This window comes from Vibrio sp. 10N.222.55.C7 (genome assembly GCF_041473335.1).
Lineage (GTDB): Bacteria > Pseudomonadota > Gammaproteobacteria > Enterobacterales > Vibrionaceae > Vibrio > Vibrio crassostreae_C.
The window spans coordinates 168,106-191,264 of the sequence record NZ_JBFRSC010000028.1 but is presented as its reverse complement, the minus strand read 5'-3'; the positions used below and the strand labels follow the sequence as shown (position 1 = coordinate 191,264).

The 23,159-nt window shown below is 44.4% G+C and carries 26 protein-coding genes; 12 read left to right on the top strand and 14 right to left on the bottom strand.

Going from position 1 to position 23,159, the window contains the following annotated elements:
- Positions 1 to 28 precede the first annotated feature (28 nt).
- The gene (gene queF / locus AB4482_RS11030; RefSeq protein WP_017060768.1) at positions 29 to 874 is read right to left on the bottom strand and encodes an NADPH-dependent 7-cyano-7-deazaguanine reductase QueF; all 846 of its coding nucleotides are present in this window, start codon (positions 872 to 874) and stop codon (positions 29 to 31) included.
- Positions 875 to 1,005: 131 nt separating this feature from the next.
- On the opposite strand from queF, the gene syd reads away from it, so the two are divergent.
- Positions 1,006 to 1,551 carry a SecY-interacting protein gene (syd, locus tag AB4482_RS11025; RefSeq protein WP_372180925.1) on the top strand — a complete coding sequence of 182 codons (546 nt, stop codon included), beginning with the start codon at positions 1,006 to 1,008 and terminating at the stop codon, positions 1,549 to 1,551.
- Between the two features lie 4 nt (positions 1,552 to 1,555).
- On the top strand, positions 1,556 to 2,332 hold the full coding sequence (locus tag AB4482_RS11020; protein ID WP_017060766.1) for a Zn-ribbon-containing protein: 777 nt from the start codon (positions 1,556 to 1,558) through the stop codon (positions 2,330 to 2,332).
- Between the two features lie 120 nt (positions 2,333 to 2,452).
- Here the strand turns inward: AB4482_RS11020 and AB4482_RS11015 are convergent, their stop codons facing one another.
- From AB4482_RS11015 to metN, 3 genes are all read right to left on the bottom strand, one after another.
- Complete coding sequence (locus tag AB4482_RS11015; RefSeq protein WP_017060765.1) at positions 2,453 to 3,262, bottom strand: MetQ/NlpA family lipoprotein; 810 nt, start codon at positions 3,260 to 3,262, stop codon at positions 2,453 to 2,455.
- Between the two features lie 66 nt (positions 3,263 to 3,328).
- Positions 3,329 to 4,012: a methionine ABC transporter permease gene (locus AB4482_RS11010; RefSeq protein WP_017060764.1), complete on the bottom strand. Its 684-nt coding sequence runs from the start codon at positions 4,010 to 4,012 to the stop codon at positions 3,329 to 3,331.
- Positions 4,002 to 5,036, bottom strand: a complete 1,035-nt coding sequence (gene metN / locus AB4482_RS11005; RefSeq protein WP_017060763.1) for a methionine ABC transporter ATP-binding protein MetN — start codon at positions 5,034 to 5,036, stop codon at positions 4,002 to 4,004. Before metN ends, AB4482_RS11010 begins: the two co-directional genes overlap by 11 nt.
- A 207-nt stretch (positions 5,037 to 5,243) precedes the next feature.
- Here metN and gmhB point away from each other — a divergent pair, with 207 nt between their 5' ends.
- The 5 genes from gmhB (at position 5,244) to treC (ending at position 10,774) form a co-directional block, all read left to right on the top strand.
- Positions 5,244 to 5,828 carry a D-glycero-beta-D-manno-heptose 1,7-bisphosphate 7-phosphatase gene (gmhB, locus tag AB4482_RS11000; RefSeq protein ID WP_017060762.1) on the top strand — a complete coding sequence of 195 codons (585 nt, stop codon included), beginning with the start codon at positions 5,244 to 5,246 and terminating at the stop codon, positions 5,826 to 5,828.
- 112 nt (positions 5,829 to 5,940) lie between these two features.
- Entirely contained in the window at positions 5,941 to 6,282 is a 342-nt protein-coding gene (locus AB4482_RS10995; RefSeq protein ID WP_017060761.1) for an MliC family protein, read from the top strand.
- A 91-nt stretch (positions 6,283 to 6,373) separates the two neighbouring features.
- Positions 6,374 to 7,318: a trehalose operon repressor TreR gene (treR, locus tag AB4482_RS10990; RefSeq protein WP_017060760.1), complete on the top strand. Its 945-nt coding sequence runs from the start codon at positions 6,374 to 6,376 to the stop codon at positions 7,316 to 7,318.
- A gap of 204 nt (positions 7,319 to 7,522) precedes the next feature.
- A complete protein-coding gene (gene treB / locus AB4482_RS10985; RefSeq protein WP_206208212.1) occupies positions 7,523 to 8,947 on the top strand; it encodes a PTS trehalose transporter subunit IIBC in 1,425 nt (474 codons plus the stop codon).
- A gap of 141 nt (positions 8,948 to 9,088) precedes the next feature.
- On the top strand, positions 9,089 to 10,774 hold the full coding sequence (gene treC, locus AB4482_RS10980) for an alpha,alpha-phosphotrehalase (RefSeq protein ID WP_372180923.1): 1,686 nt from the start codon (positions 9,089 to 9,091) through the stop codon (positions 10,772 to 10,774).
- A gap of 181 nt (positions 10,775 to 10,955) precedes the next feature.
- Here treC and AB4482_RS10975 read toward each other — a convergent pair whose 3' ends face one another.
- A complete protein-coding gene (locus AB4482_RS10975; protein WP_017060757.1) occupies positions 10,956 to 11,558 on the bottom strand; it encodes a YitT family protein in 603 nt (200 codons plus the stop codon).
- Between the two features lie 347 nt (positions 11,559 to 11,905).
- Between AB4482_RS10975 and glyA the strand changes: the two genes are divergently transcribed.
- A complete protein-coding gene (gene glyA, locus AB4482_RS10970; RefSeq protein ID WP_017066387.1) occupies positions 11,906 to 13,156 on the top strand; it encodes a serine hydroxymethyltransferase in 1,251 nt (416 codons plus the stop codon).
- 499 nt (positions 13,157 to 13,655) lie between these two features.
- On the opposite strand, the gene AB4482_RS10965 is transcribed toward glyA, so the two are convergent.
- The 6 genes from AB4482_RS10965 to tsaA all read right to left on the bottom strand — a co-directional run bounded on the left by AB4482_RS10965 (position 13,656) and on the right by tsaA (position 18,166).
- Positions 13,656 to 13,982, bottom strand: a complete 327-nt coding sequence (locus AB4482_RS10965) for a hypothetical protein (protein WP_102320137.1) — start codon at positions 13,980 to 13,982, stop codon at positions 13,656 to 13,658.
- A gap of 230 nt (positions 13,983 to 14,212) precedes the next feature.
- Positions 14,213 to 14,404, bottom strand: coding sequence for a DUF4250 domain-containing protein (locus AB4482_RS10960; protein ID WP_004738555.1), 192 nt, complete (start codon positions 14,402 to 14,404; stop codon positions 14,213 to 14,215).
- Between the two features lies 1 nt (position 14,405).
- Positions 14,406 to 14,609 (bottom strand): YaeP family protein, encoded by a 204-nt coding sequence (locus tag AB4482_RS10955; protein WP_008222923.1) that lies wholly within the window; start codon positions 14,607 to 14,609, stop codon positions 14,406 to 14,408.
- 164 nt (positions 14,610 to 14,773) lie between these two features.
- Entirely contained in the window at positions 14,774 to 15,463 is a 690-nt protein-coding gene (locus AB4482_RS10950; protein WP_372180922.1) for a tellurite resistance TerB family protein, read from the bottom strand.
- Positions 15,464 to 15,653: 190 nt separating this feature from the next.
- Positions 15,654 to 17,369, bottom strand: a complete 1,716-nt coding sequence (locus AB4482_RS10945; protein WP_010436451.1) for a proline--tRNA ligase — start codon at positions 17,367 to 17,369, stop codon at positions 15,654 to 15,656.
- Positions 17,370 to 17,470: 101 nt separating this feature from the next.
- A complete protein-coding gene (gene tsaA / locus AB4482_RS10940; RefSeq protein ID WP_017063354.1) occupies positions 17,471 to 18,166 on the bottom strand; it encodes a tRNA (N6-threonylcarbamoyladenosine(37)-N6)-methyltransferase TrmO in 696 nt (231 codons plus the stop codon).
- Positions 18,167 to 18,290: 124 nt separating this feature from the next.
- On the opposite strand from tsaA, the gene AB4482_RS10935 reads away from it, so the two are divergent.
- From AB4482_RS10935 to AB4482_RS10925, 3 genes are all read left to right on the top strand, one after another.
- A complete protein-coding gene (locus AB4482_RS10935) occupies positions 18,291 to 18,551 on the top strand; it encodes a type B 50S ribosomal protein L31 (protein ID WP_136982694.1) in 261 nt (86 codons plus the stop codon).
- Positions 18,551 to 18,676 (top strand): type B 50S ribosomal protein L36, encoded by a 126-nt coding sequence (gene ykgO / locus AB4482_RS10930; RefSeq protein WP_010436457.1) that lies wholly within the window; start codon positions 18,551 to 18,553, stop codon positions 18,674 to 18,676. The genes AB4482_RS10935 and ykgO overlap by 1 nt, the downstream gene beginning before the upstream one ends.
- Positions 18,677 to 19,064: 388 nt before the next feature.
- Positions 19,065 to 20,651: an AbgT family transporter gene (locus AB4482_RS10925; RefSeq protein WP_010436458.1), complete on the top strand. Its 1,587-nt coding sequence runs from the start codon at positions 19,065 to 19,067 to the stop codon at positions 20,649 to 20,651.
- A 112-nt stretch (positions 20,652 to 20,763) separates the two neighbouring features.
- Here AB4482_RS10925 and AB4482_RS10920 read toward each other — a convergent pair whose 3' ends face one another.
- Together AB4482_RS10920 and AB4482_RS10915 are read right to left on the bottom strand one after the other, a co-directional pair.
- Positions 20,764 to 21,207 carry a YaiI/YqxD family protein gene (locus AB4482_RS10920; RefSeq protein ID WP_017063355.1) on the bottom strand — a complete coding sequence of 148 codons (444 nt, stop codon included), beginning with the start codon at positions 21,205 to 21,207 and terminating at the stop codon, positions 20,764 to 20,766.
- Positions 21,208 to 21,261: 54 nt separating this feature from the next.
- Entirely contained in the window at positions 21,262 to 21,549 is a 288-nt protein-coding gene (locus AB4482_RS10915) for a hypothetical protein (protein WP_017069390.1), read from the bottom strand.
- 768 nt (positions 21,550 to 22,317) lie between these two features.
- On the opposite strand from AB4482_RS10915, the gene AB4482_RS10910 reads away from it, so the two are divergent.
- A complete protein-coding gene (locus AB4482_RS10910) occupies positions 22,318 to 22,836 on the top strand; it encodes a GNAT family N-acetyltransferase (RefSeq protein WP_017060749.1) in 519 nt (172 codons plus the stop codon).
- On the opposite strand, the gene AB4482_RS10905 is transcribed toward AB4482_RS10910, so the two are convergent.
- Entirely contained in the window at positions 22,802 to 23,110 is a 309-nt protein-coding gene (locus AB4482_RS10905; RefSeq protein WP_017060748.1) for a DUF3301 domain-containing protein, read from the bottom strand. The genes AB4482_RS10910 and AB4482_RS10905 overlap by 35 nt on opposite strands.
- Positions 23,111 to 23,159 lie beyond the last annotated feature (49 nt).

The window sequence follows — 23,159 nt, the reverse complement described above, 5'->3', positions numbered from 1 at the left end:
CAAATAAGTGTGGGTGGTTCTCGCCTGATTATTGGCGAGCCATACGCTTATTGTGGCTTGGTCTATCTTGCTCTGTTGAACGGTATGGGTTGATATCCAGACCACCACGACGTGTGTAACGTGCGAACACAGTTAGCTTCGAAGGTGCACAGTATTTCATGATGTCAGTGAAGATACGCTCAACACATTGTTCGTGGAATTCATTGTGCTCACGGAAAGAAACTAAATAGCGTAGCAGAGCTTCACGGTCAATTTGCTTACCAGAATATGCGATCTCAACGCTGCCCCAATCCGGTTGATTGGTGATCAAACAGTTCGACTTCAATAGGTGGCTGTGCAGTGTTTCTTCAACGTCTTGTTCGCCAGCAGCGCCTTCAAGCAGCGACGCTTCAAAGTCGTAGCTAGTGATTTGGATGTCTTGGTTGTCGATACAGTCACCTTCCATCGTCACGATAGGTTGGTTAGTGTAGTCGGTTACTGAGTTTACATTCACAATCACCGTTTCGCCTGCACATGCCGACAAATCTTGGGTCAGGCGCTCGGTTACTTGATCCCAGTTTTCAAATTGAGTCTGGTTGTAGCTGTTCAGGTACAGCTTGAAAGATTTTGATTCAATTAAATTTGGGCTGGTTGCTGGGATGAAAACTTCACCGACAGCCACTTGTGGTAGACCATTGGTGTTTAGCCACGAAAGCTCGTACATCGTCCAAATATCATGACCAACAAAAGGCAGCTCGCCGTTTAGCGCAAGATCATCGCGATTAAGGCTACGAGGCACTGGTTGCAATAAACTTGCATCGTATTGGTTAGAGTACTCAGTTTTTTGGCCAAGGGTTAAACCCGCTAGCTCTTTTGCGTCAGAATATTTGCTCATACTTTCGTTTCAAATTCGATTAGAATGGGGTCGATTTTACTGAATCCCCCTTACCCTGTCATTAAGTCATCGCTTAATCGGCGCGGAAAGGGCTCGGATTCTATTTATTATTTTGTGTTTAGGAGATTTTCATGACTCAACGTGCTCAAGACGCACTACTTTCTTTTAGTCAGCGATACGTTGACGCGTGGAAGCAGAAACACCAAAGCTTACCTCGTAATGAGGAGTTGGTGGACATCGTATCGCCATGCGTAGAAGAAAAGAGTGGCGATGCCGTGTTGTGGAAGCACTATCCACGTGAGCAATTCGCGGATTTCACCAACGTTGAAACCGGTATTGAGTTGACTCTGCACGAAGACATCAAAACCTTCTACGGTGCGCAATACAGCGCAGACATGAACGCGACCTTCGACGGCAATGAACTGACTCTATTACAGATTTGGAGTGATGAAGACTTCGAATGCCTACAAGAAAACATTTTGGGTCACCTAGTAACTCAGCGTCGCTTGAAGCTAAAACCAACGGTTTTCATTGCCGCGACCGATGCTGAGCTGGATGTTATCTCTATCTGTAACCTAACGGGTAACGTGATTTTGGAGCGCTTAGGTACCAAAAATCGTGATGTGCTCGCCAAGACATTGGCAGAATTTTTAGAAAAGCTACAACCAGCGGTATAAATAGATGTACGTACTAGAACTTCAATTTGAGTGTTTTGATAACACAACGGTAAGCGCTGTCGACAAGGCGGTTAATGGCTTAATGGATGCACTTCGTTATAACGGACAAGTGTTAGGTCGTGAGTTCCCAATCGTGATGGGCGATGGGGAATTCTATGTTCGCGTTGTGTGCCCGGAGCAAGATAGCTTGCACCCGCGGAATCACTCAGACTTTGTGAAAGTGTGTTTTGATCGCTTGTCTAACGCGAGCCTACTAGCGCCTAAAATGCGTTTGCTCGGTCGAGATCTGAACTCAGAAGAAGTGGCAGAAGATGAAACACCAAGCTGGCAGGTGTTATACACGACATTCGTGCACACCTGTTCACCGCTGCGTAGTGGCGATAGCTTGCTACCAATCCCTTTGTATCGCAATCCACCTACCTTCAATGGCGACCATAAAGCCGTGTTGAAATGGCAGACCGAATGGCAAGCCTGTGATGAAGTACAAATGGGTGGTGGTTGTCGCGCGGAACATGCAACGCTAACCGAGATCAGTGACACGAAGAGTGTGCTGTTTAAACGCGGTTGGGGTCTAAGAGGGCGCATTGAGTATCTGACTAAGGTTCCAACCTACTACTACTTATACCGTGTCGGTGGGATCAGCCTGAAAGATGAAAAAGAGCGCAAATGCCCGCAATGTGGTGGTGAATGGCTGCTAGATGCGCCTATCCACGATATTTTCTATTTCAAGTGTGATGACTGCCGATTGGTGTCAAACATCTCTTGGGATCACCTGAAGTAATCGACTTTGTTTCGCTTAAATCTGAGATGCTTTACTTTCTAGCAAATCTTTATCATTAAAAAAGGGGCTGACGTTATGTCAGCCCCTTCGGATATCTATACAGTGCTGTCGTTTAGTTGATTACCAACCTTTAACGACGCCACCTTGGAAGATGTCAGAAGCTGCGTTGTACACTTCTTCAGTTTGGTAAGCTTTAACGAAGTTTTGTACGTTTTCAGCGTTTAGGTTGTCTTCACGAGAAACGATTAGGTTTACGTAAGGAGAATCTTTGTCTTCAACGAATACGCCATCTTTTTGTGGAGTCAGGTTGATAGAGCTCGCGTAAGTTGTGTTGATGATAGATAGAGCAACATCATCAAGAGAACGTGGCAGTTGAGCTGCGTCTAGTTCAACAATCGTTAGGTTCTTAGGGTTACCCACGATGTCACGAACGGTTGCTAGAAGACCTGCGCCTTCACGAAGTTCAAGAAGACCTTGTTGCTCAAGAAGAAGTAGAGAGCGACCTAGGTTTGTAGGGTCGTTTGGTACAGCAATACGAGCACCGTCTTGGATTTCGTCTACTGATTTCACTTCTTTAGAGTAACCCGCAATTGGGTAAACAAACGTGTTACCAGCGATAGTTAGCTTGTAGCCACGGTCAGCCACCTGCTGATCTAGGTACGGTGCGTGTTGGAATGCGTTGATGTCGATAGAACCATCATCTAGAGCTGCGTTTGGTGTTACGTAATCCGTGAAAGTAACCAGTTCAACGTCTAGGCCGTATTTCTCTTTCGCTACTTTAGCTGCCACTTCAGCAACTTGCGCTTCTGCACCTGCCATTACGCCAACTTTTACTTTAGAAGTATCCACTTCTTTATCACCACAACCTGCTAGAACTAGCGCTGAAGCTGCTGCTGCGATAGTTAGTAAACCTTTAAGGTTAAATTTCATAATAATCTCCTTTTAATAAATCTATTTAATTAGGTTCAGACGACTCTAATCTTTATGTGTGAGTCTTTATCTGTGGTCAACGCGGCGAACTAATGAATCACCGATTGATTGAATAATTTGTACCAGCACAATCAACATCACTACTGTCACAGCCATGATGGTCACATCGTAGCGGTGGAATCCGTAACGAATCGCGACATCACCTAGGCCACCACCGCCTACAGTACCGGCCATTGCTGAGTAGCTCACCAGAGTCACTAGCGTAATCGTTACTGAGTTGATGATAGTCGGTAGTGCTTCTGGAAGCAGAACCTTATTGATGATTTGTGTTGGTGTTGCGCCCATTGATTGGGCCGCTTCCACTAGACCTGTTGGTACTTCAAGTAGTGCACTTTCGATAAGTCGAGCCACGAATGGGATAGCGCCAATCGTCAGTGGAACAATCGCTGCTGTTGTACCGATGAAGGTACCAATCAGCATCTTAGTCAGTGGAATAATCGCAACCATCAAAACTAAGAAAGGTACTGAACGACCCACGTTCACAATCGCACCTAGAATCTTGTTTACTTTGGTGTTCTCTAACAGGCCACCTTTTTTAGTCGTATGCAGAATCACGCCTAGTGGAATACCGACCGCGAAGCCAACAATGCCTGCAACAGCAACCATGTAAAGCGTTTCGCCTGTTGCGCCTAATAGAAGGTTACCGTTAAGGCTGATCCAGTCAGCAATCTCGTTGAAACTAAAGGACATAACCAAGCACCTCTACTTTTACATTGTTGTCGCGTAGGAATTGGATAGCAGCATTATCATCTGCTTCATTACCGAACAGTTCAGCGACCATCATGCCGAACTTCACGCCACCGGCGTAATCAAGGTCAGAACTTAAGATGCTGACATCGATATTGAATTTACGTGCGATTTGCGTCATTAGCGGAGCATCAACCGTTGCACCAGTAAACTCAAGGCGTACCAGCGGGTAGCTGCTGTTTACGCGAGTCTCTTGCAAACGTGCTTGGTAATCTTCAGGGATCGTCAGATCCAACGTTGAGCGAATAAACTGATGCGCTAGCTCTGTCTTCGGATGAGCAAAGATGTCACCGACTGTACCTTTCTCTACCAATTCACCGCCGCCAATGATCGCAACCTCGTGACAAATGCTTTTAACCACATCCATCTCGTGTGTAATAAGCAGGATAGTGATGTTCAGCTTGCGGTTGATTTCACGCAGCAGCTCAAGGATAGATTGAGTTGTTGCTGGATCCAATGCGCTGGTGGCTTCATCACATAGCAGTACTTTCGGGTCAGAGGCCAGTGCGCGAGCAATCGCCACACGCTGCTTTTGACCACCACTTAGGTTTGCCGGGTAGGTGTCACGCTTATCAGCAAGGCCAACCAGTTCAAGTAACTCGCTGACTTTCGCTTCAATAATCGCTTTATCTTTACCAGCAAGTTCTAGAGGCAGTGCTACATTGTTAAATACAGTACGAGAAGACAGCAGGTTGAAGTGCTGGAATATCATGCCGATGTTACGGCGCGCTTCGCTAAGCTCTGATTTGCTGAGTTTTGTTAGGTCGATACCGTCAACAATCACTTCACCAGAGGTCGGAGCTTCCAACATATTTACACAACGGATCAGGGTACTTTTGCCTGCACCAGAAGAGCCGATGACTCCAAAGATTTGACCTTGAGGAATGTGGAGGTTGATATCAATTAAGGCATTGATTTCTTTAGTGCCTTGATAAAAAACCTTGTTGACTTGATTCACTTTAATCATAGAGAAACCCGTGCAGGTAGAACAGAATAATATGTCGATAGCTCGCTCGATTTACAGAAGATGCTATGGTGTTCTATGATCTAAGTCAATAGATATTTTTACGTCTAGACGGCTAAACGTCGATTGTATGGCTAAGCTAGAAACAAATCGTTAACGAACGCAAAACTAAATAGATAGTGATGAAGCAAATAAAGCGTGTAATAATTAATGATTAATAGAGAGTTGATAGAGAACAAAATTTTGTCTAAACCTGCTGTTTTTTTAGATCGTGATGGAGTGATTAACGTTGATCACGGCTACGTACATGATGAGCATGACTTTGAATACATCGATGGTGTGTTTGAAGCGGCGAAAGCGTTTAAAGATATGGGTTATTTATTGGTGCTAGTGACCAACCAATCTGGTATTGCTCGCGGCATGTTTAGTGAAGACCGTTTTCTTTCTTTAACGCAGTGGATGGATTGGAACTTTGTTGATAATGGTGTCGAGCTCGATGGCATTTATTACTGTCCTCACCACGCTGAGCACGGTATTGGTGACTACAAGCAAGATTGTGAATGTCGTAAGCCAAAGCCAGGCATGTTCATTTCTGCTCGTGACTTTCTGAAGATTGATATGGCTAACTCGGTCATGATCGGCGATAAAGCGGAAGACATGATGGCTGCAGAAGCAGCAGGTGTTGGTACTAAAGTCTTGGTAAGAACGGGTAAACCCATCACTGAAAAAGGTGAAGCGTTGGCTAGCGTGGTACTTGATAGCATTAAAGACGTACCCGCTTTCTTAAAAGGCTAAACGTTTTATTTATCACTAAGGTATGGACCTATCATTAGGCACTTACATTAGGTTTGTTCGAACCTGTGAATAGGCTAAGTGTCGTTGACTATATAAAGATGAGGAACGAAGTATGAAAGCTATGTTGGTAGCATCTCTATGTACAGTAGCATTGGTTGGGTGCTCTAAATCAGCAGCCCCTGAGACTGATAGCGCAACATCGAATGATCAATTCGCGACTTATCAATGTGAGTCTGACGTCTCGTTTGATGTGTCTTACCTTGATAATGAAAAAGCGGTACTACGCTTGCCTGATAATGAATACCGCCTGACTCAAGTTCCAGCGGGCTCAGGAACCAAATACATCTTAGATGATGGCACTTCAGAGATGATTAACAGCATCACTTTGCGCACGAAAGGTGACAATGCGCGTCTAGAACTTGGTCGCGTAGTCTATCGAAATTGCCAAAAGTAAGTCATAGTAAGAACTGCTAGTATTTACAAACAGTTAAGTGAGGGAATCTACCCTCACTTTTTCTTCTCTTCCCTTTAACGTTAGACTTTTTATGAGCAAAAAACTCACTATTCTTGATATTGCAAAGCTGTCCGGTGTTGGTAAGTCAACCGTATCACGCGTTCTGACCAATGATCCAAAAGTGAAACCTGAAACCCGTGAAAGGGTGGAAAGAGTAATTCAAGAATCTGGGTACACGCCTTCAAAATCTGCGCAATCGATGCGCGGTGGCAGCCAAAAAGTCATCGGCGTGATTATCTCTCGTTTGGACTCTCCCTCTGAAAACAAAGCCGTTAGCACGATGCTGGCCGAGTTGTATCGAGCGGATTACGATGTCGTGATCATGGAAAGCCAACTTGATAGAGATAAAGCCAATGAGCACCTGCAAGTTCTAAAGCGTCGTAACGTTGATGGCATTATTGTATTTGGTTTTACTGACTGCGATATTCCGGCAATCGAAGCTTGGGAACACAAAGCGGTGGTGATTGCTCTGGATACCGAGAACGTGACGTCGATTAACTATGATAACCAACAGGTGATCAATAGTGCGTTGGTGCATTTATCGGATCAAGGGATCTCTGACGTTGGCTTTATCGGGGTTGATCCTAGTGATAAATCAACCGGTGAACTGCGTCTTAAGGCTTATCTCGATTGGTGTGAAAACACAGGTTCAGTGGCAAACTATCGTACTGGTCAACTTCATCACGAAAGTGCTTATCAGCTGGTGGATGAGGTGTTAACTCCCGCGACTCAAGCGATCGTTTGTGCCAGTGATACGCTGGCTCTTGGTGTAATCAAGCGTCTGCAAGAACTACAACGTGAAGATGTGGTCGTCACCGGCGTTGGTGGCAATGATCTTCTCTCTTTCTTATTCCCACGAGTATTTAGCATTGATCCTGGTTACCAATCTGCAGGTAAGCTGGCTGCTAATCTATTGATCTCTCAGCTTTTAGGCAATTCAGAGATCTCTCATCACACTCAATCTCCGATTCTATAATCCACTCAATTAAGCGAAATTGAACCGCTTAGATTAAAATTAGAGTGTGATCTCTTTCAATTAATGGGACTGTTCCCATTTTAATTTATCATTCATGCGGGCATTATAACAACCGTGATTGGGAATGTTCCCATAAATCTGAATCTGAGTGGTTATAGCTGCATGGTTTAGATGAGTAATTGAATGAAACCAGGGTGGGGTAGTATGAGTAAGATAGCGAAGCAAGACGTTGCGCGTCTTATCGAGTTAGTCGGTGGTAAAGAAAACATTGCGAGTGTCAGTCATTGTCTGACTCGACTGCGTTTTGTATTGAACGATACAGAGCAGGCCAATAAAGTTGAACTCGAAAAACTGAAGCTAGTAAAAGGCTGTTTTACTAACGCAGGCCAATTCCAAGTTGTGATTGGCACTGAAGTTGATGAAGTGTACGCACTTCTGATTGAACAGACAGGTAAAGAGGCATCATCAAAAGATGAGGCGAAGCTGGCTGCTCGTCAAAATATGAACTTCCTTGAGCGTGGTATCTCCCATTTAGCCGAAATTTTTGTACCACTGCTGCCTGCCATCATTACTGGTGGTTTGATTCTTGGTTTCCGTAATGTGATTGGCGACATTCGCATGTTCGACGGCAAAACCTTAGTTGAAATCAGTCAATTTTGGGCAACTGTTCACTCTTTCTTATGGTTGATCGGCGAAGCTATTTTCTTCTTCCTACCGGTTGGTGTGTGTTGGGCAACGGTTAAGAAACTCGGCGGAACCCCTATTTTGGGTATCACGCTCGGTGTGACCTTGGTTTCACCACAACTCATGAACGCATACATGATAGGTAAATCGGTACCTGAGGTATGGGATTTTGGACTGTTTGTGATTGAGAAGGTCGGTTATCAGGCTCAGGTGATCCCTGCAATGTTAGCGGGTGTGGCTTTGGCGTTCATTGAAACCAATCTTAAGCGCATCGTCCCAGCTTACTTGTACCTAGTGGTTGTGCCATTTGTATCGATTATTTTGTCTGTGATTCTAGCGCACGCTTTCATTGGCCCATTCGGTCGTATGTTAGGCGATGGTGTGGCATTCGCGGCTAAAGCGGCAATGACAGGTGATTTTGCGATTCTTGGTTCAGTGGTATTTGGCTTTCTTTACGCACCTTTGGTTATCACGGGTATTCACCACACAACCAACGCCGTGGATCTGCAATTGATGCAAGACTTAGGCGGCACACCAATCTGGCCTTTGATTGCACTATCAAATATTGCACAAGCATCGGCAGTAGTGGGCATCATTATCTTGAGTAAGCGTGAAGGTGAACGAGATATCTCGGTTCCTGCGGCAATCTCAGCCTACTTAGGTGTAACAGAGCCTGCGATGTACGGTATTAACCTTAAATACAAATTCCCAATGCTGAGCGCAATGATTGGTAGTGCTGTTGCAGCCGCAATCTGTGGTAGCGCGGGTGTGATGGCGAATGGTATCGGTGTCGGCGGCTTGCCGGGCATCCTATCGATTCAACCTCAATATTGGTCGATTTACCTAGTCGCGATGCTGGTGGCGATAGTACTGCCTATCACGCTAACCCTGTTTTTCTACAAGCGAGCCCAATCCAAGGGTGAGTTAGAAACCGCGAACGCGTAATGCATTGAATAAGCGATGACTCCAAAATGAGTTATCGCTTTTTCTCTTAGTTATAGCTTTTTCTTTTAGTTATAACGGCTATTCGACCATGATTCACATGGTGATTTTTATTTTATATTTTCTGGTAAGTGAGTGTTAGAGATGGCGATGACTGAACATGATGAAAGCTGGTGGAAAACCGCAACCATCTATCAAATCTACCCAAAGAGCTTCTGCGACAGTGGCAGTAAAGGTACTGGCGACATCAAAGGGATCATTTCGAAACTGGATTACCTCAAACATTTGAGTGTCGATGCGATTTGGCTAACCCCGGTTTACGCATCTCCTATGATCGATAATGGTTACGATATCTCAGACTACTACGCGATTAATCCTCAATTCGGCACCATGGAAGACTTCGACTTATTGCTGTCTGAAGCGCACCAACGTGGTATCCGTATCGTGATGGATATCGTGGTAAACCACACCTCGACAGAGCATGCATGGTTTCAATCTGCTTTGGGCGACAAAAACAGCTCTTACCGCGATTACTATATTTGGAAAGATCCCGTAGATGGTCAAGCACCAACTAACTGGCAGTCTAAGTTCGGTGGTAATGCGTGGGAACTAGATGAGGCGACTGGGCAATACTTCCTACACTTATTCGCCAAAGAACAGGCTGACCTCAACTGGGAGAACCCGGTTGTACGTGAAGAAGTGAAAGACGTTATCAGCTTTTGGGCAGAAAAGGGCGTTGATGGTTTCCGCTTGGATGTGATCAACCTGATTTCGAAGCAGCAAGACTTTCCTAATGATGATATCGGTGATGGCCGTCGTTTCTATACCGATGGTCCACGTGTACACGAATACCTGAAAGAGATCAGCGAAGCCGTATTTCAGAAGTACGGCAGCGTGACCGTAGGCGAGATGTCTTCAACCACGTTGGAACACTGCCAGCAATACTCAAACGTTGATAACAGTGAGCTATCGATGGTGTTTAACTTCCACCACCTTAAGGTCGATTACACCAATGGTGAGAAGTGGACCAATGCGCCGTTTGATTTCTTACAGCTCAAATCGATCTTTAACCACTGGCAAACGGGATTGAATGGCAAAGGGTGGGGCGCACTATTCTGGTGTAACCACGACCAACCAAGAGTGGTGAGTCGCTTAGGTAACGATCAGCAATATCGCGTTGAATCAGCCAAGATGCTCGCCGCTTCTGTCCACATGATGCAGGGCACACCTTATATCTATCAAGGTGAAGAGATTGGCATGACTAACCCTAGCTATACTGAAATTAGCCAGTATCGTGATGTTGAGAGTACCAATATGTACGACATCATGGTGAACCGTGATGGTGTGGCTCATGAAGATATGATGGCGATTTTGGCGCAGAAGTCTCGTGATAACTCTCGTACACCAATGCAATGGAACAGTGAGCCTTACGCAGGGTTCTCACAAGCTCAGCCATGGCTTGATGTAGCGAATAATTACCCTGGGATTAACGCTGAGCAAGCACTGGAAGACAAAGACTCTGTTTTCTATTTCTATAAGAGTTTGATTGAGTTACGTAAACAAGTGCCAGTGATTACAGATGGCAGCTATCAAGAACTATTACCTGATCACTCATCCATTTTTGCATATGCACGTGAGAACGAAGGGCAAACCTTGCTGTGTATTAACAACTATTATGGTGAAGAGGCGGAGTGCGTTTTACCGGAACGTTTTGATATGACTAAGGCGAAGAGTCTGTTGTCTAACTATCAACAAGCGAACACTTCAGTTGCATTACATCATCAAGTCTTACGTCCTTACGAGACTCGTATTCTCTTGATTGAAGGTTAACCTTGTTTCATTTTAAGAAGCTTGATTCTTATTCCCCTCAAAGGATTGGGCTTCTACAAAGGCTTTGGAGTGCTCCCCAAAGCCTTTTTTGTTTTAGTGATGGCTGGAATATCGTGCCTCGAGTCTACTTGCGAGAAGTTTGAGCATCGAGTGCCAGCAACGACAGAGCAGGTAATGAACTCTAAGACGCGTAATTCACCGAGTAGCGAGTTGGTTTGTGGTTCATTGCCAATACGATGTTCAATACTGCGGTGCCTAATACAGAAACGGCAATCACCCAAGGTGACACGAAGAAGAACGATGCAAACAGAATACATGCATCAATACCCATTTGTGTTTTACCTACCGAGATACCGTAGCGGTCTTGGATAAACAAGCACAGTACGTTGAAGCCACCCAGACTTGAGCGGTGACGGAATAGGATTAGCATACCTAAGCCCATTAATAAGCCGCCGGCAACAGCACAATAGATCTCGTTATGAACTTCTAGCGAGATAACTAAGTATAAATGATCGGCAAACACAGATACTAAAGCACCAGAAATCGCACTGCTAATAGCAAAGCTACGGCCGAATCGTTTCCATGCTAATAAATAGAATGGACAATTGGCAACAAAGTACAAAATACCAAAGGTTACAGGCAAGAATTGACTCAAAAGCAGAGCCAAGCCAGTAGTGCCCCCGGTAAGCAGGTTCGCTGACTGTAAAAAGAAGACGCCTAACGCCACTAAAAACGTGCCAGTGAGAATCGCTACCCAATCTTCTTTACGTGAGTGTTTTTCCATCGTTTTTATAATTACCTAACCAATAAAGGCGTGCATAGTAGAGAAAAACCTTAGCTTTCGGTAGCTTGAGGGGAAAAATTAAGGTAAACCTATGTAATCTGCGTTTTACAGGGTGTAAAGCGTAAAATTGACAGTAAGCGCCATCTTTGGTTGGATAAGCCAAATAACCATGATGAATCTTATTTGTGATTATGAAAAAACTGCATGATAAAATTGCAATTAGCTCTTTATGACCTAGATCAAATTATGTAGAATGCGTCACATCAAAACGGTGACGGAAACGTTTGCTTTCGGTCGTTGTGTGGTTTTTTTGAAACTTTCAGTACAATCTGAGTCAGGAGATACAGATGCTTAAGCGTGACATGAACATTGCTGATTACGATGCGGATCTATTCGCAGCTATCCAAGAAGAAACTCTTCGTCAGGAAGAGCATATCGAACTTATCGCTTCAGAAAACTACACAAGCCCACGTGTAATGGAAGCTCAAGGTTCTCAGCTAACAAACAAATACGCTGAAGGCTACCCAGGCAAGCGTTACTACGGTGGTTGTGAGTACGTAGACAAAGTTGAAACTCTAGCAATTGAACGTGCATGTGAACTATTTGGTGCAGAGTACGCAAACGTACAGCCTCACTCAGGTTCTCAAGCAAATAACGCTGTATACATGGCACTACTAAATGCAGGCGATACGGTTCTAGGTATGAGCCTAGCACACGGTGGTCACCTAACTCACGGTTCTCCAGTAAACTTCTCTGGTAAGCTTTACAACATCATCCCTTACGGTATCGATGAAGCGGGTCAAATCGATTACGAAGAGATGGAAAAGCTGGCTATCGAGAACAAGCCTAAGATGATCATCGGTGGTTTCTCTGCTTACTCTCAAATCTGTGATTGGAAGCGCATGCGTGAAATCGCTGACAAAGTAGGTGCTTACCTGTTCGTAGATATGGCTCACGTAGCAGGTCTAATCGCTGCAGGCGTTTACCCGAACCCAGTGCCACACGCTCACGTAGTAACTACAACGACGCACAAAACGCTTGCGGGTCCTCGTGGTGGTCTAATCCTTTCTAACGAAGGCGAAGATCTTTACAAGAAGCTGAACTCAGCAGTATTCCCAGGCGGCCAAGGTGGTCCTCTAATGCACGTTATCGCTGGTAAAGCAGTAGCGTTCAAAGAAGCTCTAGAGCCAGAGTTCAAAGAATACCAAGCACGCGTTGTTGCTAACGCAAAAGCAATGGTTGCTGAATTCCTAGCTCGTGGTTACAACATCGTTTCAGGTTCTACAGAGAACCACCTGTTCCTAGTTGACCTAATCAACAAAGACATCACAGGTAAAGAAGCAGATGCAGCACTAGGTGCAGCAAACATCACTGTAAACAAGAACTCAGTACCAAACGACCCACGTAGCCCATTCGTTACTTCAGGTATCCGTATCGGTTCTCCTTCTATCACTCGTCGCGGTTTCTCAGAAGCAGACGCGAAAGAGCTAGCAGGTTGGATCTGTGACATCCTAGATAACATGGGCGATGAGTCTGTTATCGAAGCAACGAAAGCAAAAGTATTAGAGATCTGTAAGCGTCTACCGGTTTACGCTTAATTTTTCTGGCTCAAATAGCTTAATTTCTGTGTCAAAGGTGCTCATTTACATTCGTAAACTCCGCGCCTTTTCCTTGAACTAAAGCTATTTGATTGAAAAATACGATTTGAAAGGCTCCTGTTGGGAGCTTTTTTTGTTTTTTTGGGTATTACGTTGTCGAGCATGCTCACTTACATTCGTAAGCTCCGCGTGCTCTCCTAGAATTTCAAACAACTACTTTGAAAAATATTGATACTAGAGGCTCCTTAATAGGGGCCTTTTTTGTACTTGGAAGTTTTAAAATTGTTGTCGAGCATGCTCACTTACACCCGTAATCTCTGCGTGCTCTCTTAGAATTTCAAACAACTACTTTGAAAAGCAATGATACTAGAGGCTTCTTTAAAGGAGCTATTTTTTGTATCTGGTGGCTGGTGGATTTGGGATTAAGAGTAAAGAAAAGCGGGTATTAAAAAGGGTTAATGCTTTCACATTAACCCTTTGGTATTTGGTAGTGTCGATTCTACTTTTTGATGCTAAGTAGGGTGCCTGACTTACACTTGAATGAGTAATAGTGGCGGCTCTCGTTGAATTTGCCTAAGCCTTCGCCATCGCAGTAGTCGATGTTGATATCACGCATTACTTCTAGTGTATCTTCGCTGTTCAAAGCGAATTTAGAGCCATCAGAGCAGACGATGCGAACTCGTTCATCATGGCTTACAGAGTAAATATCGACTTCAGTATTACACAGCTCAAAAGAGGCTTCGCGAAAGTTGTCTTGCTGAGTATTTGAAGCGCAACCTGCGGTGAGTGCGGCTGCGATAACGGCTAAAAGTCCGAGTCTTTTCATTGTTAATCCTTCACTATCATCAAGTTGGGTGATGAGTTTTATATGCTAGTTTGGGTAGCCTATACAACAATACGCTTTGGTTCAAGGCGCGTTCGTTGACTCTAAGATATAAAAGTATAGGTGCAGACAGATAATTTATAACGGGTTTGCTGCATGTTTGCTTGTTACGTATCACCAAAAAAAAGACCAACACAGAGGTTGGCCTTTAAATAGGAAGATTTTTTTAACGACTATCGAAACTGTTTAGCTTCTGGAAGATACTCAAAACCAGCAGACGCGAGCTTTGCGATCAATGCTGCTTTGTCGATCTCGTAGAAGTTGACCACTCGATCCAAATCACCACCGAAGTCGTCACGTAGCTTCATGTTGACGATACTCATCAACATTACAGGATCCATTTTTTCAAAATTAGCGAGGTTCATATTAGTCCTCGAAATCTGAGATCAGCAGGTTTGCAGCGGCAAAGGCTGCACGCTCACGCGCTTCTTTAGGAAGAGATTCATCTGCAGCAAGGTCATTCAATGTTTTTACCGCGCAGGTGATCGCTTTAGGGATATAGCCTTGGTCGCCACTGCCAATTTGAGAATACAGTTCACGCACCAAATCACAACAATCGTATACTTTCATTTTTATACCTAACCAAATGATAACTGATCTCAATATACACATAGAGATAAGCAAAAACAAAGTGGATCTGATTAAGTTCAGAGTTAGTTTGTCCTTGCTCAATATCTCACTTGGTTAGCTCGCTGCTTAGGCCGTTCTTTACGGCTTCGTTTGGTACTTGCCGATTAGCCAGAGACTTGTTGTTCAAGTTGATAGGTGACTTCATCAGCAAGGTTGAGCTGTTTCGCGAGCTCTTTCAGGTACGCCTTTTCCATGAAATTCTGTTCGTCGGCCACAATCAAAGAGGCTAAGTAGATCTCACTCGCCTGTTGAGGTGACGTTGCCAGTTGAGCGATTTCGCTTGGGTCGAGTGGCTTATGCAGTTCTTCAGAGACCAATTTAGTCAGTTGATAATCAGCGCCCATATTCTCGACGGCTTGCTCTATCTTAGCCATCTCTTCTTCATCAACATGGCCATCAGCTTTAGACGCGGCAATCATCGATCGTAGAATCAGCACGCTGTGGTTTGCATCATTTTCATCAAACTGAGCCTGTTCGGCGTTAGGTGTCTGGCCTTGTTTGGACTGGTAGTCGTTGTAGACTTTATAAGCCAAAGCGCTCAGTGCTGCTGCGCCGCCAATCCCAGCGGCTTTCTTACCCATTTTCTTGGTTTTCTTAGAGCCCATTAACGCACCTAACAGTCCGCCGCCAACTGCGCCTGCACCGAAGGCTCCGAGTGTACTTTTACTGTTACTCTTGCCATTGCTGCCTTGAGAAAGGCCACTTAAACTTGAAGACCCTTGTGAAAGTTTCTGGGTGCCTTGTTTAACGAGATCTGATTTAAGTGCTTGGTTCAGTAAGCTTTTGATATCCATCGATACCTCCAATGGTGAGCATGTCCAAAAAGTTGATGACACCAATATACGGATTTAAAGATGAACAGGGGATTAACTTACGTTATTTACTCTACTGATAAATAGAAGGGAGTTTGAAGCGAAATGACAGGCACAAAAAAGGCCACCTAACGGCAGCCTTTCAATGTTTATCTAGTCAGTAATCGGATTACTAAGCTAGTTGAGCCTTAAGGTGCTCGATAACCGTGTCCATTGCGATAGCTTCTTTATCACCAGTACGACGGTTTTTGTATTCGAAGTTACCTTCGTCCATGCTGCGATCGCCGATAACGATAGTGTGAGGGATACCCACAAGCTCGATATCTTTAAACATAACACCAGGGCGCTCTTTACGGTCATCGAATAAAACTTCGATACCCATAGCTGTTAATTCAGCGTATAGCTTCTCAGCTGCTTCTTTAACGCGCTCAGATTTGTGCATGTTCATTGGTACGATAGCAACTTGGAACGGCGCTAGTGCGTCTGGCCAAGTGATACCGAATTTATCGTGGTTTTGCTCGATAGCAGATGCAACAACACGTGAAACACCGATACCGTAACAACCCATTTCTAGGATTACGCTCTTACCATCAGGGCCAAGCACGTTACAGTTCATTGCTTTAGAGTAAGTATTACCTAGTTGGAAGATGTGACCAACTTCAATACCACGCTTAAGCTGGATAGTACCTTGACCACATGGGCTTAGGTCGCCTTCAACAACGTTACGTAGGTCTTCAACTTGAGCCAGCTCAACGTCACGACCCCAGTTGATGCCGAAGTAGTGCTTACCATCTACGTTTGCACCAGCGCCAAAGTCGCTCATTACAGCAACAGAGCGGTCAACGATGAATGGTAGCTCTAGGCCAACAGGTCCAAGTGAACCAGGACCTGCACCAACAAGTGCGCGGATTTCTTCTTCAGAAGCCATCTCTAGCGGAGAAGCAACCTGTGGAAGGTTTTCTGCTTTCACTTCGTTAAGCTCGTGGTCACCACGGATGATTAGAGCAATAATATCTGCTTCTACTTCATCAGATGCTTTAACGAATAGAGTCTTAACTGTCTTCTCGATTGCTAGACCGTGCTGCTCTACAAGTTCTGCGATTGTTTTTGCGTTTGGCGTATCAACCAATTCCATCTCTTGAGTAGGCGCTGCAACTTCTTCAGTAGGAGCTAGTGCTTCTGCTTTCTCGATGTTCGCTGCGTAATCAGATTCAGAAGAGAATGCGATTAGGTCTTCGCCGCTTTCAGCAAGAACGTGGAACTCTTGAGAGCCGCTGCCGCCGATTGCGCCAGAGTCTGCTAATACCGGGCGGTATTCAAGGCCCATGCGGTCGAATGCTTTACAGTAAGCATCGTGCATCGCTTGGTAAGACTTTTCTAAGCCTTCTTTGTCGATATCAAAGCTGTACGCATCCATCATAGAGAATTCACGTGCACGCATTACGCCAAAACGAGGGCGGCGCTCATCACGGAATTTAGTCTGGATTTGGTACAGATTTAGAGGTAGCTGTTTGTAAGAGCTGATCTCGTTACGTACTAGACTCGTTACCACTTCTTCAGCTGTTGGGCTAAGAACAAATGGACGAGAGTGACGGTCTGTGAAACGAAGTAGCTCAGGCCCCATCTTTTCAGAACGGCCAGTCTCTTCCCAAAGCTCAAACGGTTGAACTACGGGCATCAAGATTTCAACGGCACCTGCATTATCGATCTCTTGGCGAACGATATTTTCGACTTTACGCAGTACACGTAGACCAGTAGGTAGCCAAGTATATAAACCTGAAGCTAGCTTACGGATCATACCTGCACGTAGCATCAGCTGGTGGCTGATAACTTCTGCGTCGTTTGGAGTCTCTTTCAGAGTAGAAAGAAGGTAGTTACTGGTACGCATTCTATGGTATCCGTTTCATCATTGATAAAAGAAAACTTGCTGTCGTTCGTAACCACAGCAAATCTGATATAGCCGCATATAATATCAGCCTATTTGGGATCTCAAAAGCGTTCAATGTCAGTTACATTGATGAAAAGCGTTTCAACCACGAATTTCACGTTAAGATTGAACAAATTTACCGCATATTCCTTGTTGTCAGGCTTGCCTTTTTTATAGGCAGGTCGCGGATCTTGGCCTAATACTTCTTTGATCACCTGAATGATATGGCGCGCTTGTGGATGGCTTGCGAGCTTACTTTGCGCTTGCTGCGAAAAGTTAACGTCGAGCACTTCTGGTTCATCGGCGGCAAACCCTCCCAATGCATCCGGAATCGAATCTGAATAGGGGATATAAGGCTTGATGTCGATGATCGGTGTACCGTCTACTAAGTCGACGCTGCCGAGATCCAACCAAGTCTGTCCTTTCTCTTGAGACACACCTTTTAGTTCAACCGCAGACATGCCAATTCCATTTGGTCTGAATGTGGCACGTGACGCGAATACACCAATACGTTCATTCCCGCCAAGGCGAGGTGGCCTCACAGTTGGTTTCCAGCCTGCTTCAAGGTTCTTGTCGAACAGAAATAGTAACCAAACATGGCTAAATTGCTCTATATCACGAACAGACTCAAGGCAGTTTGCTGCATCAACCAATCTGACTCTTGAGGTGGATGTGGGTACCAACCTGGGCTGCCTTGGCACAGCGAACTTCTCTTTATAAGGAGACTCAATAAAGCCAACAGGTTCAATTGTGTACATAGTTGGGTGTTCTCTGATTACGATTAAGACGGAAAAATATCATAAAATCGCTTGTTTTTCTTTTGATAACAATTGTCACTTGTAGTGTTATAACATATCAAGTTGGTTATTTAAGGGGAATACAATGAAACCGAATATCCATCCAGATTACCGTCCCGTGGTTTTTCATGACACCAGTGTCGATGAGTACTTCTTAATCGGCTCAACGCTAAAAACAGACCGTACTATCGAATGGGAAGTCGGCAATACTTGCCCTTACTTCACGATTGAGGTGTCGCCAAAGTCGCATCCTTTCTATACGGGCAAACAACGAGTGCTACATAAAGAGGGACGCGTTGCGAACTTCACTCGTCGTTTTGGTCAATTAGGTAAGGGAGCTAAATAATGAAAGTTGTTAAATCACTTAAAAGTGCGAAAAGCCGTCACCCTGATTGCCAGATAGTTAAGCGTAGAGGGCGTCACTATGTGATCTGTAAATCCAATCCAAGATTTAAAGCGGTTCAAAAATAACCGTCAATATGATGTGACATGTGTGTAAAAACGAGGGGAAAGTCAAACTTCATTCATTTGTCTGTTTTTCTTTTCCTTCGAGAGGAACTTAACCGGATATCGAGTGTGCATTTAACGTACGATGTATTTTATTTTCAAGTGAATCAATGGGTTATATTGTGAGTTATATTTCTAGTGAATGCGTTGTTGTAAATTATAAATCTAGTTTTTGTGTTTAATATAGATTTATTTGCTAATTAATTGTTCAAATAGAGTTAAAAGTCGTCGTTTGTTACACACTTTGTAACATTTTGAATTTCTAATTGATATTTTTGTCGCGTACCCTTCGCTGGCAATTTGAACATCTTTGTCACAATTGCACAGGAATAACTACACAAGGAGGGAACAGATGAGTTCATCTGCTTCAATAAAAAACAACGCACCAAAAAAACCTATTTTCACACGCTTCTTAGACAGCGTTGAATATTTGGGGAACCTTTTACCCCACCCAATCACTCTTTTTGCTATCTTCTGTGTCGCAATCCTAGTTTCTTCAGGTATTGCTGGTTACTTTGAAGTGTCTGTCATGGACCCTCGCCCTGAAGGTGCTAGTGGTCGTGCTGCTGATGGTATGATCCACGTTGTAAGCTTACTTAATGCTGAAGGCTTACAACTCATCGTAACGAATCTAGTTTCGAACTTTGTTGGCTTTGCGCCACTTGGTACTGTACTTGTTGCAATGCTAGGTGTTGCGATTGCTGAGCACTCAGGTCTATTATCTGCGGCAATGCGCGGCATGGTAATGGGCGCATCTCAGCGCATGGTTACTGTAACCGTGGTATTTGCCGGTATTATCTCTAACACGGCTTCAGAGCTGGGTTACGTAGTACTTATCCCTCTTGCAGCAATGCTTTTCCACTCATTGGGTCGTCACCCATTAGCAGGTCTAGCGGCAGCATTTGCTGGTGTATCTGGTGGTTATTCTGCAAATCTACTTATCGGTACGGTTGATCCACTGCTTTCTGGTATCACAGAAACAGCAGCACAAATGCTTGATCCATCTTACTCTGTTGGCCCTGAATCAAACTGGTACTTCATGTTTATTTCGACCTTCTTTATCTCGATTGCCGGCGCATTGGTAACAGAGAAGATTGTTGAACCTAAACTGGGTAAATACAATGTCGAAGACGCGTCTGAAGATCTTTCAAATGACTCAATGGGTAAGCTTACTGCTATTGAGAAGAAAGGCCTTAGATTGGCGGGTGTCGCTGTATTAATCGTGAGTGCGCTTTTAGCTTGGACTGTTGTTCCTGCTGACGGTGTTCTACGTTCAGAGGCGGGCACGATTTCAGGCTCTCCATTCCTGAAAAGTATCGTCGCGTTTATCTTTGTATTCTTTGCTATTCCTGGTTTTGTTTACGGCAAAATTACCGGTTCAATGAAGAATGACCGTGATGTGATTAATGCAATGGCAACGTCGATGTCTTCAATGGGCATGTACATCGTTCTTGTATTCTTTGCTGCACAGTTTGTTGCTTTCTTTAAGTGGACGAACTTTGGTCAAGTGGTTGCTGTAGGCGGCGCAACATTCCTTCAGGATATCGGCCTAACGGGTCCAATGTTGTTCTTCGCATTCATCCTAATGTGTGGTTTCATTAACCTGATGATCGGTTCAGCTTCTGCACAGTGGGCAGTAACAGCGCCAATCTTCGTTCCAATGCTAATGCTAGTAGGCTACGCACCTGAAACGATTCAAGCGGCTTACCGTATCGGTGATTCAACAACCAACATCATTACACCAATGATGAGCTACTTCGGTCTTATCCTTGCCGTAGCAACTCGCTACATGAAGAACCTAGGTATCGGTACACTGATCGCGACAATGTTGCCTTACTCAATGGTATTCATGTTTGGTTGGAGCATCTTGTTCTACCTATGGGTATTCGTATTCGGTCTACCAGTAGGTCCAGGCGCTGCAACGTACTACACGCCTTAGTTGTAGAGTAGGGGAAACCTTCTTCTAATTGATATTAAAAAAACCTGCATTGTTTGCAGGTTTTTTGATTTTTTATGGAGAGATAGAACTAGGCTAAGCTCGGATGAGCCAGCTAGCGTTTGGCTAGAATTCTATCTAAGTGGTTGGCAAACTCACGACGGTCGGTTTGAGAAAGGGCACTTGGTCCACCCGTTTGGATGCCACTTGAGCGCATGGTATCCATAAAGTCACGAATGTTCAGACGCGCTTTAATGGTCTCTTTGGTGTAAAGCTCACCACGAGAGCTGAGTGCTTGCCCACCTTTAGTGATCACTTCGTCAGCCAGAGGGATATCGGATGTAATCACAAGATCGCCGGGTTCAGTGCGCTTTACGATTTCATCATCAGCAATATCAAACCCGCTTGGCACTTGAATTGAGTGAATGTTATTGCGTTTAGGAACGGGAACCAGATGGTTTGCCACAAAGGTACATTCAACCCCTGTGCGCTCAGCTGCGCGTACGATTGTTTCTCGGATAACCTTTGGACAAGCGTCCGCATCAACCCATATCTTCATAGTGTTCTATTTCTCTGTTAGCTTATTTATCGGTCAACTTATTGCTCAGTTGCCTTATTGATCAGTTAGTTTAGCTTCAAGCATGGCAACGCGAGCAGTGAGTTCAAGGATTTGCTTTTCCAGTTGGCTAACACGATCAAGTGCTGGCTCTTCTTGTGTCGCGACTTCAACTTTAGGAACACGATTTGCGCTTTTCCAGCTCTTGATGGTCGTGATTAAAGCGGGCATCGGAACGGATGTGCTCATACGAGCCTTAACTAAAGCAACTGTCGGCTCTTTCCCTTGCGCTTGCAGTCCTTCAAGCACTGATTTCAACTCTTCAGAAACATCTTTTGTCAGCATGTTGATCTCCATTTTTAGTCTTTAGTCATTTTACTCGCTCTGGTGAATGATAGCGAATCATAAAACCGCCCATGGCTTGTGAGAGATCTCTTACAAAGGTTGTGAGATAACACGAATACATCGCTAGAGAGATTGATGTGCACATGGTTAAGGTGTTGAATTTTAATTGTTTTATATAATTAACAACTTTCTTGAATTCAAAATGTGATGCAAATCTATTGTCCGAAATCCTAAATCGCGTAAATTAAACCTTGTCGGAAGGATTCTGACACGGAACAGGAAAGCACCAAGGATTTGGTTATCTTCAGGATGAAGATTTGGTTACTTAGGATTGAGTGATCAAGCATGGAGCGTAAGGACATTGTAGGGATACAGTCAGTTAACAGGAAGTTAGCTGCAACGGAATGACAATGGACACCTTTAGGATTAAAGGGTTGGATTAGCATCAGGACGATGTAAAGGACACCGCTCACGGAACAAGTGATGTGCGCTAACTAGGATTGTTAGCTTTCAGGATGATTGGACACCGCTAGGACGGCGAAGTAAAGGAAAGAGCTGAAGGATTACAGCCACTATTATGGATGATGCATGGAGCATTAATTAGTAGCCGGACTGCTGCGAGTAAGACCCTAGCCCTGACACTTCGGTGTCGGGGCTTTTCTTTTCCTAAGGCTTTTTCTCTATCTAGGGGCTCTCTTTAATTCAGGAGCTTTTATCTAAGCACGCGACATCTGCTTTTCTGCTAATGGTCAACACAAGGAGTGTTTTATGACGATAGCAACCTCAAGAACGCTGTTGGTACCTTATACCGAGCAGTTAGAACATGACTTTATCAAGTTGAATTGCTGCCCCATCAATCGTGCTGAAATGAACGGGCCGCATTCTATTGCCTCTGCAAAACACCTATTTCAAGAAATACTGAACGACAACGTTGGTTTTTGCCGAGCCATTATCCACAACCAAACCCGCGAATACCTCGGGCATTTGTTTGTTTCGTCTGAAGAAGGGAAGCATGAACTGGGATTTATTCTGGACAAGGAGTTTTGGAATCAAGGCCTTGCTAGTGAAGTGCTAAAACCTTTCTTTAGTTTGGTTTGTTTTGAAGAACACCTAACGAATGTTGTCGCGACCGTTAATGTTGGTCATAACCCATCAATTAAGTTACTTGAAAAGTTAGGCTTTGCATTTAAAGAGACCAAACAAGATCAGTTTGGCCCTTATCATGAATATAGTTATACCGCGTATTGCGACGTTACATTCTATGAGGCTGTAGCTCAAACCGCATAGAACGGAAGCCCACCATGGTCAGTTTCCCTTGGTACAGGTCATCACCTAACGCTGAAAACTCAAATTGATACACGGTGTGCCAGCGCCAAATGGTGGTGAGCTCATGGCGCATCTTAAGTTTATGACCACTAAAGGCAACACTTAATAGCTGTAAGTCGAGCTCTTTACATTTTCTCGCAATGGCAGCTTTCGCAAGCTCGGATTGCCTGCGCTGTTGCCAAAACAGAAAGCAAAAGAAGCACAGCATCAAAATAGCCAATAAGTTATCTATCATTTAATCCATACTTCCTTTTATCTCTCTATTCCGTTCGTGATTTGAGCTT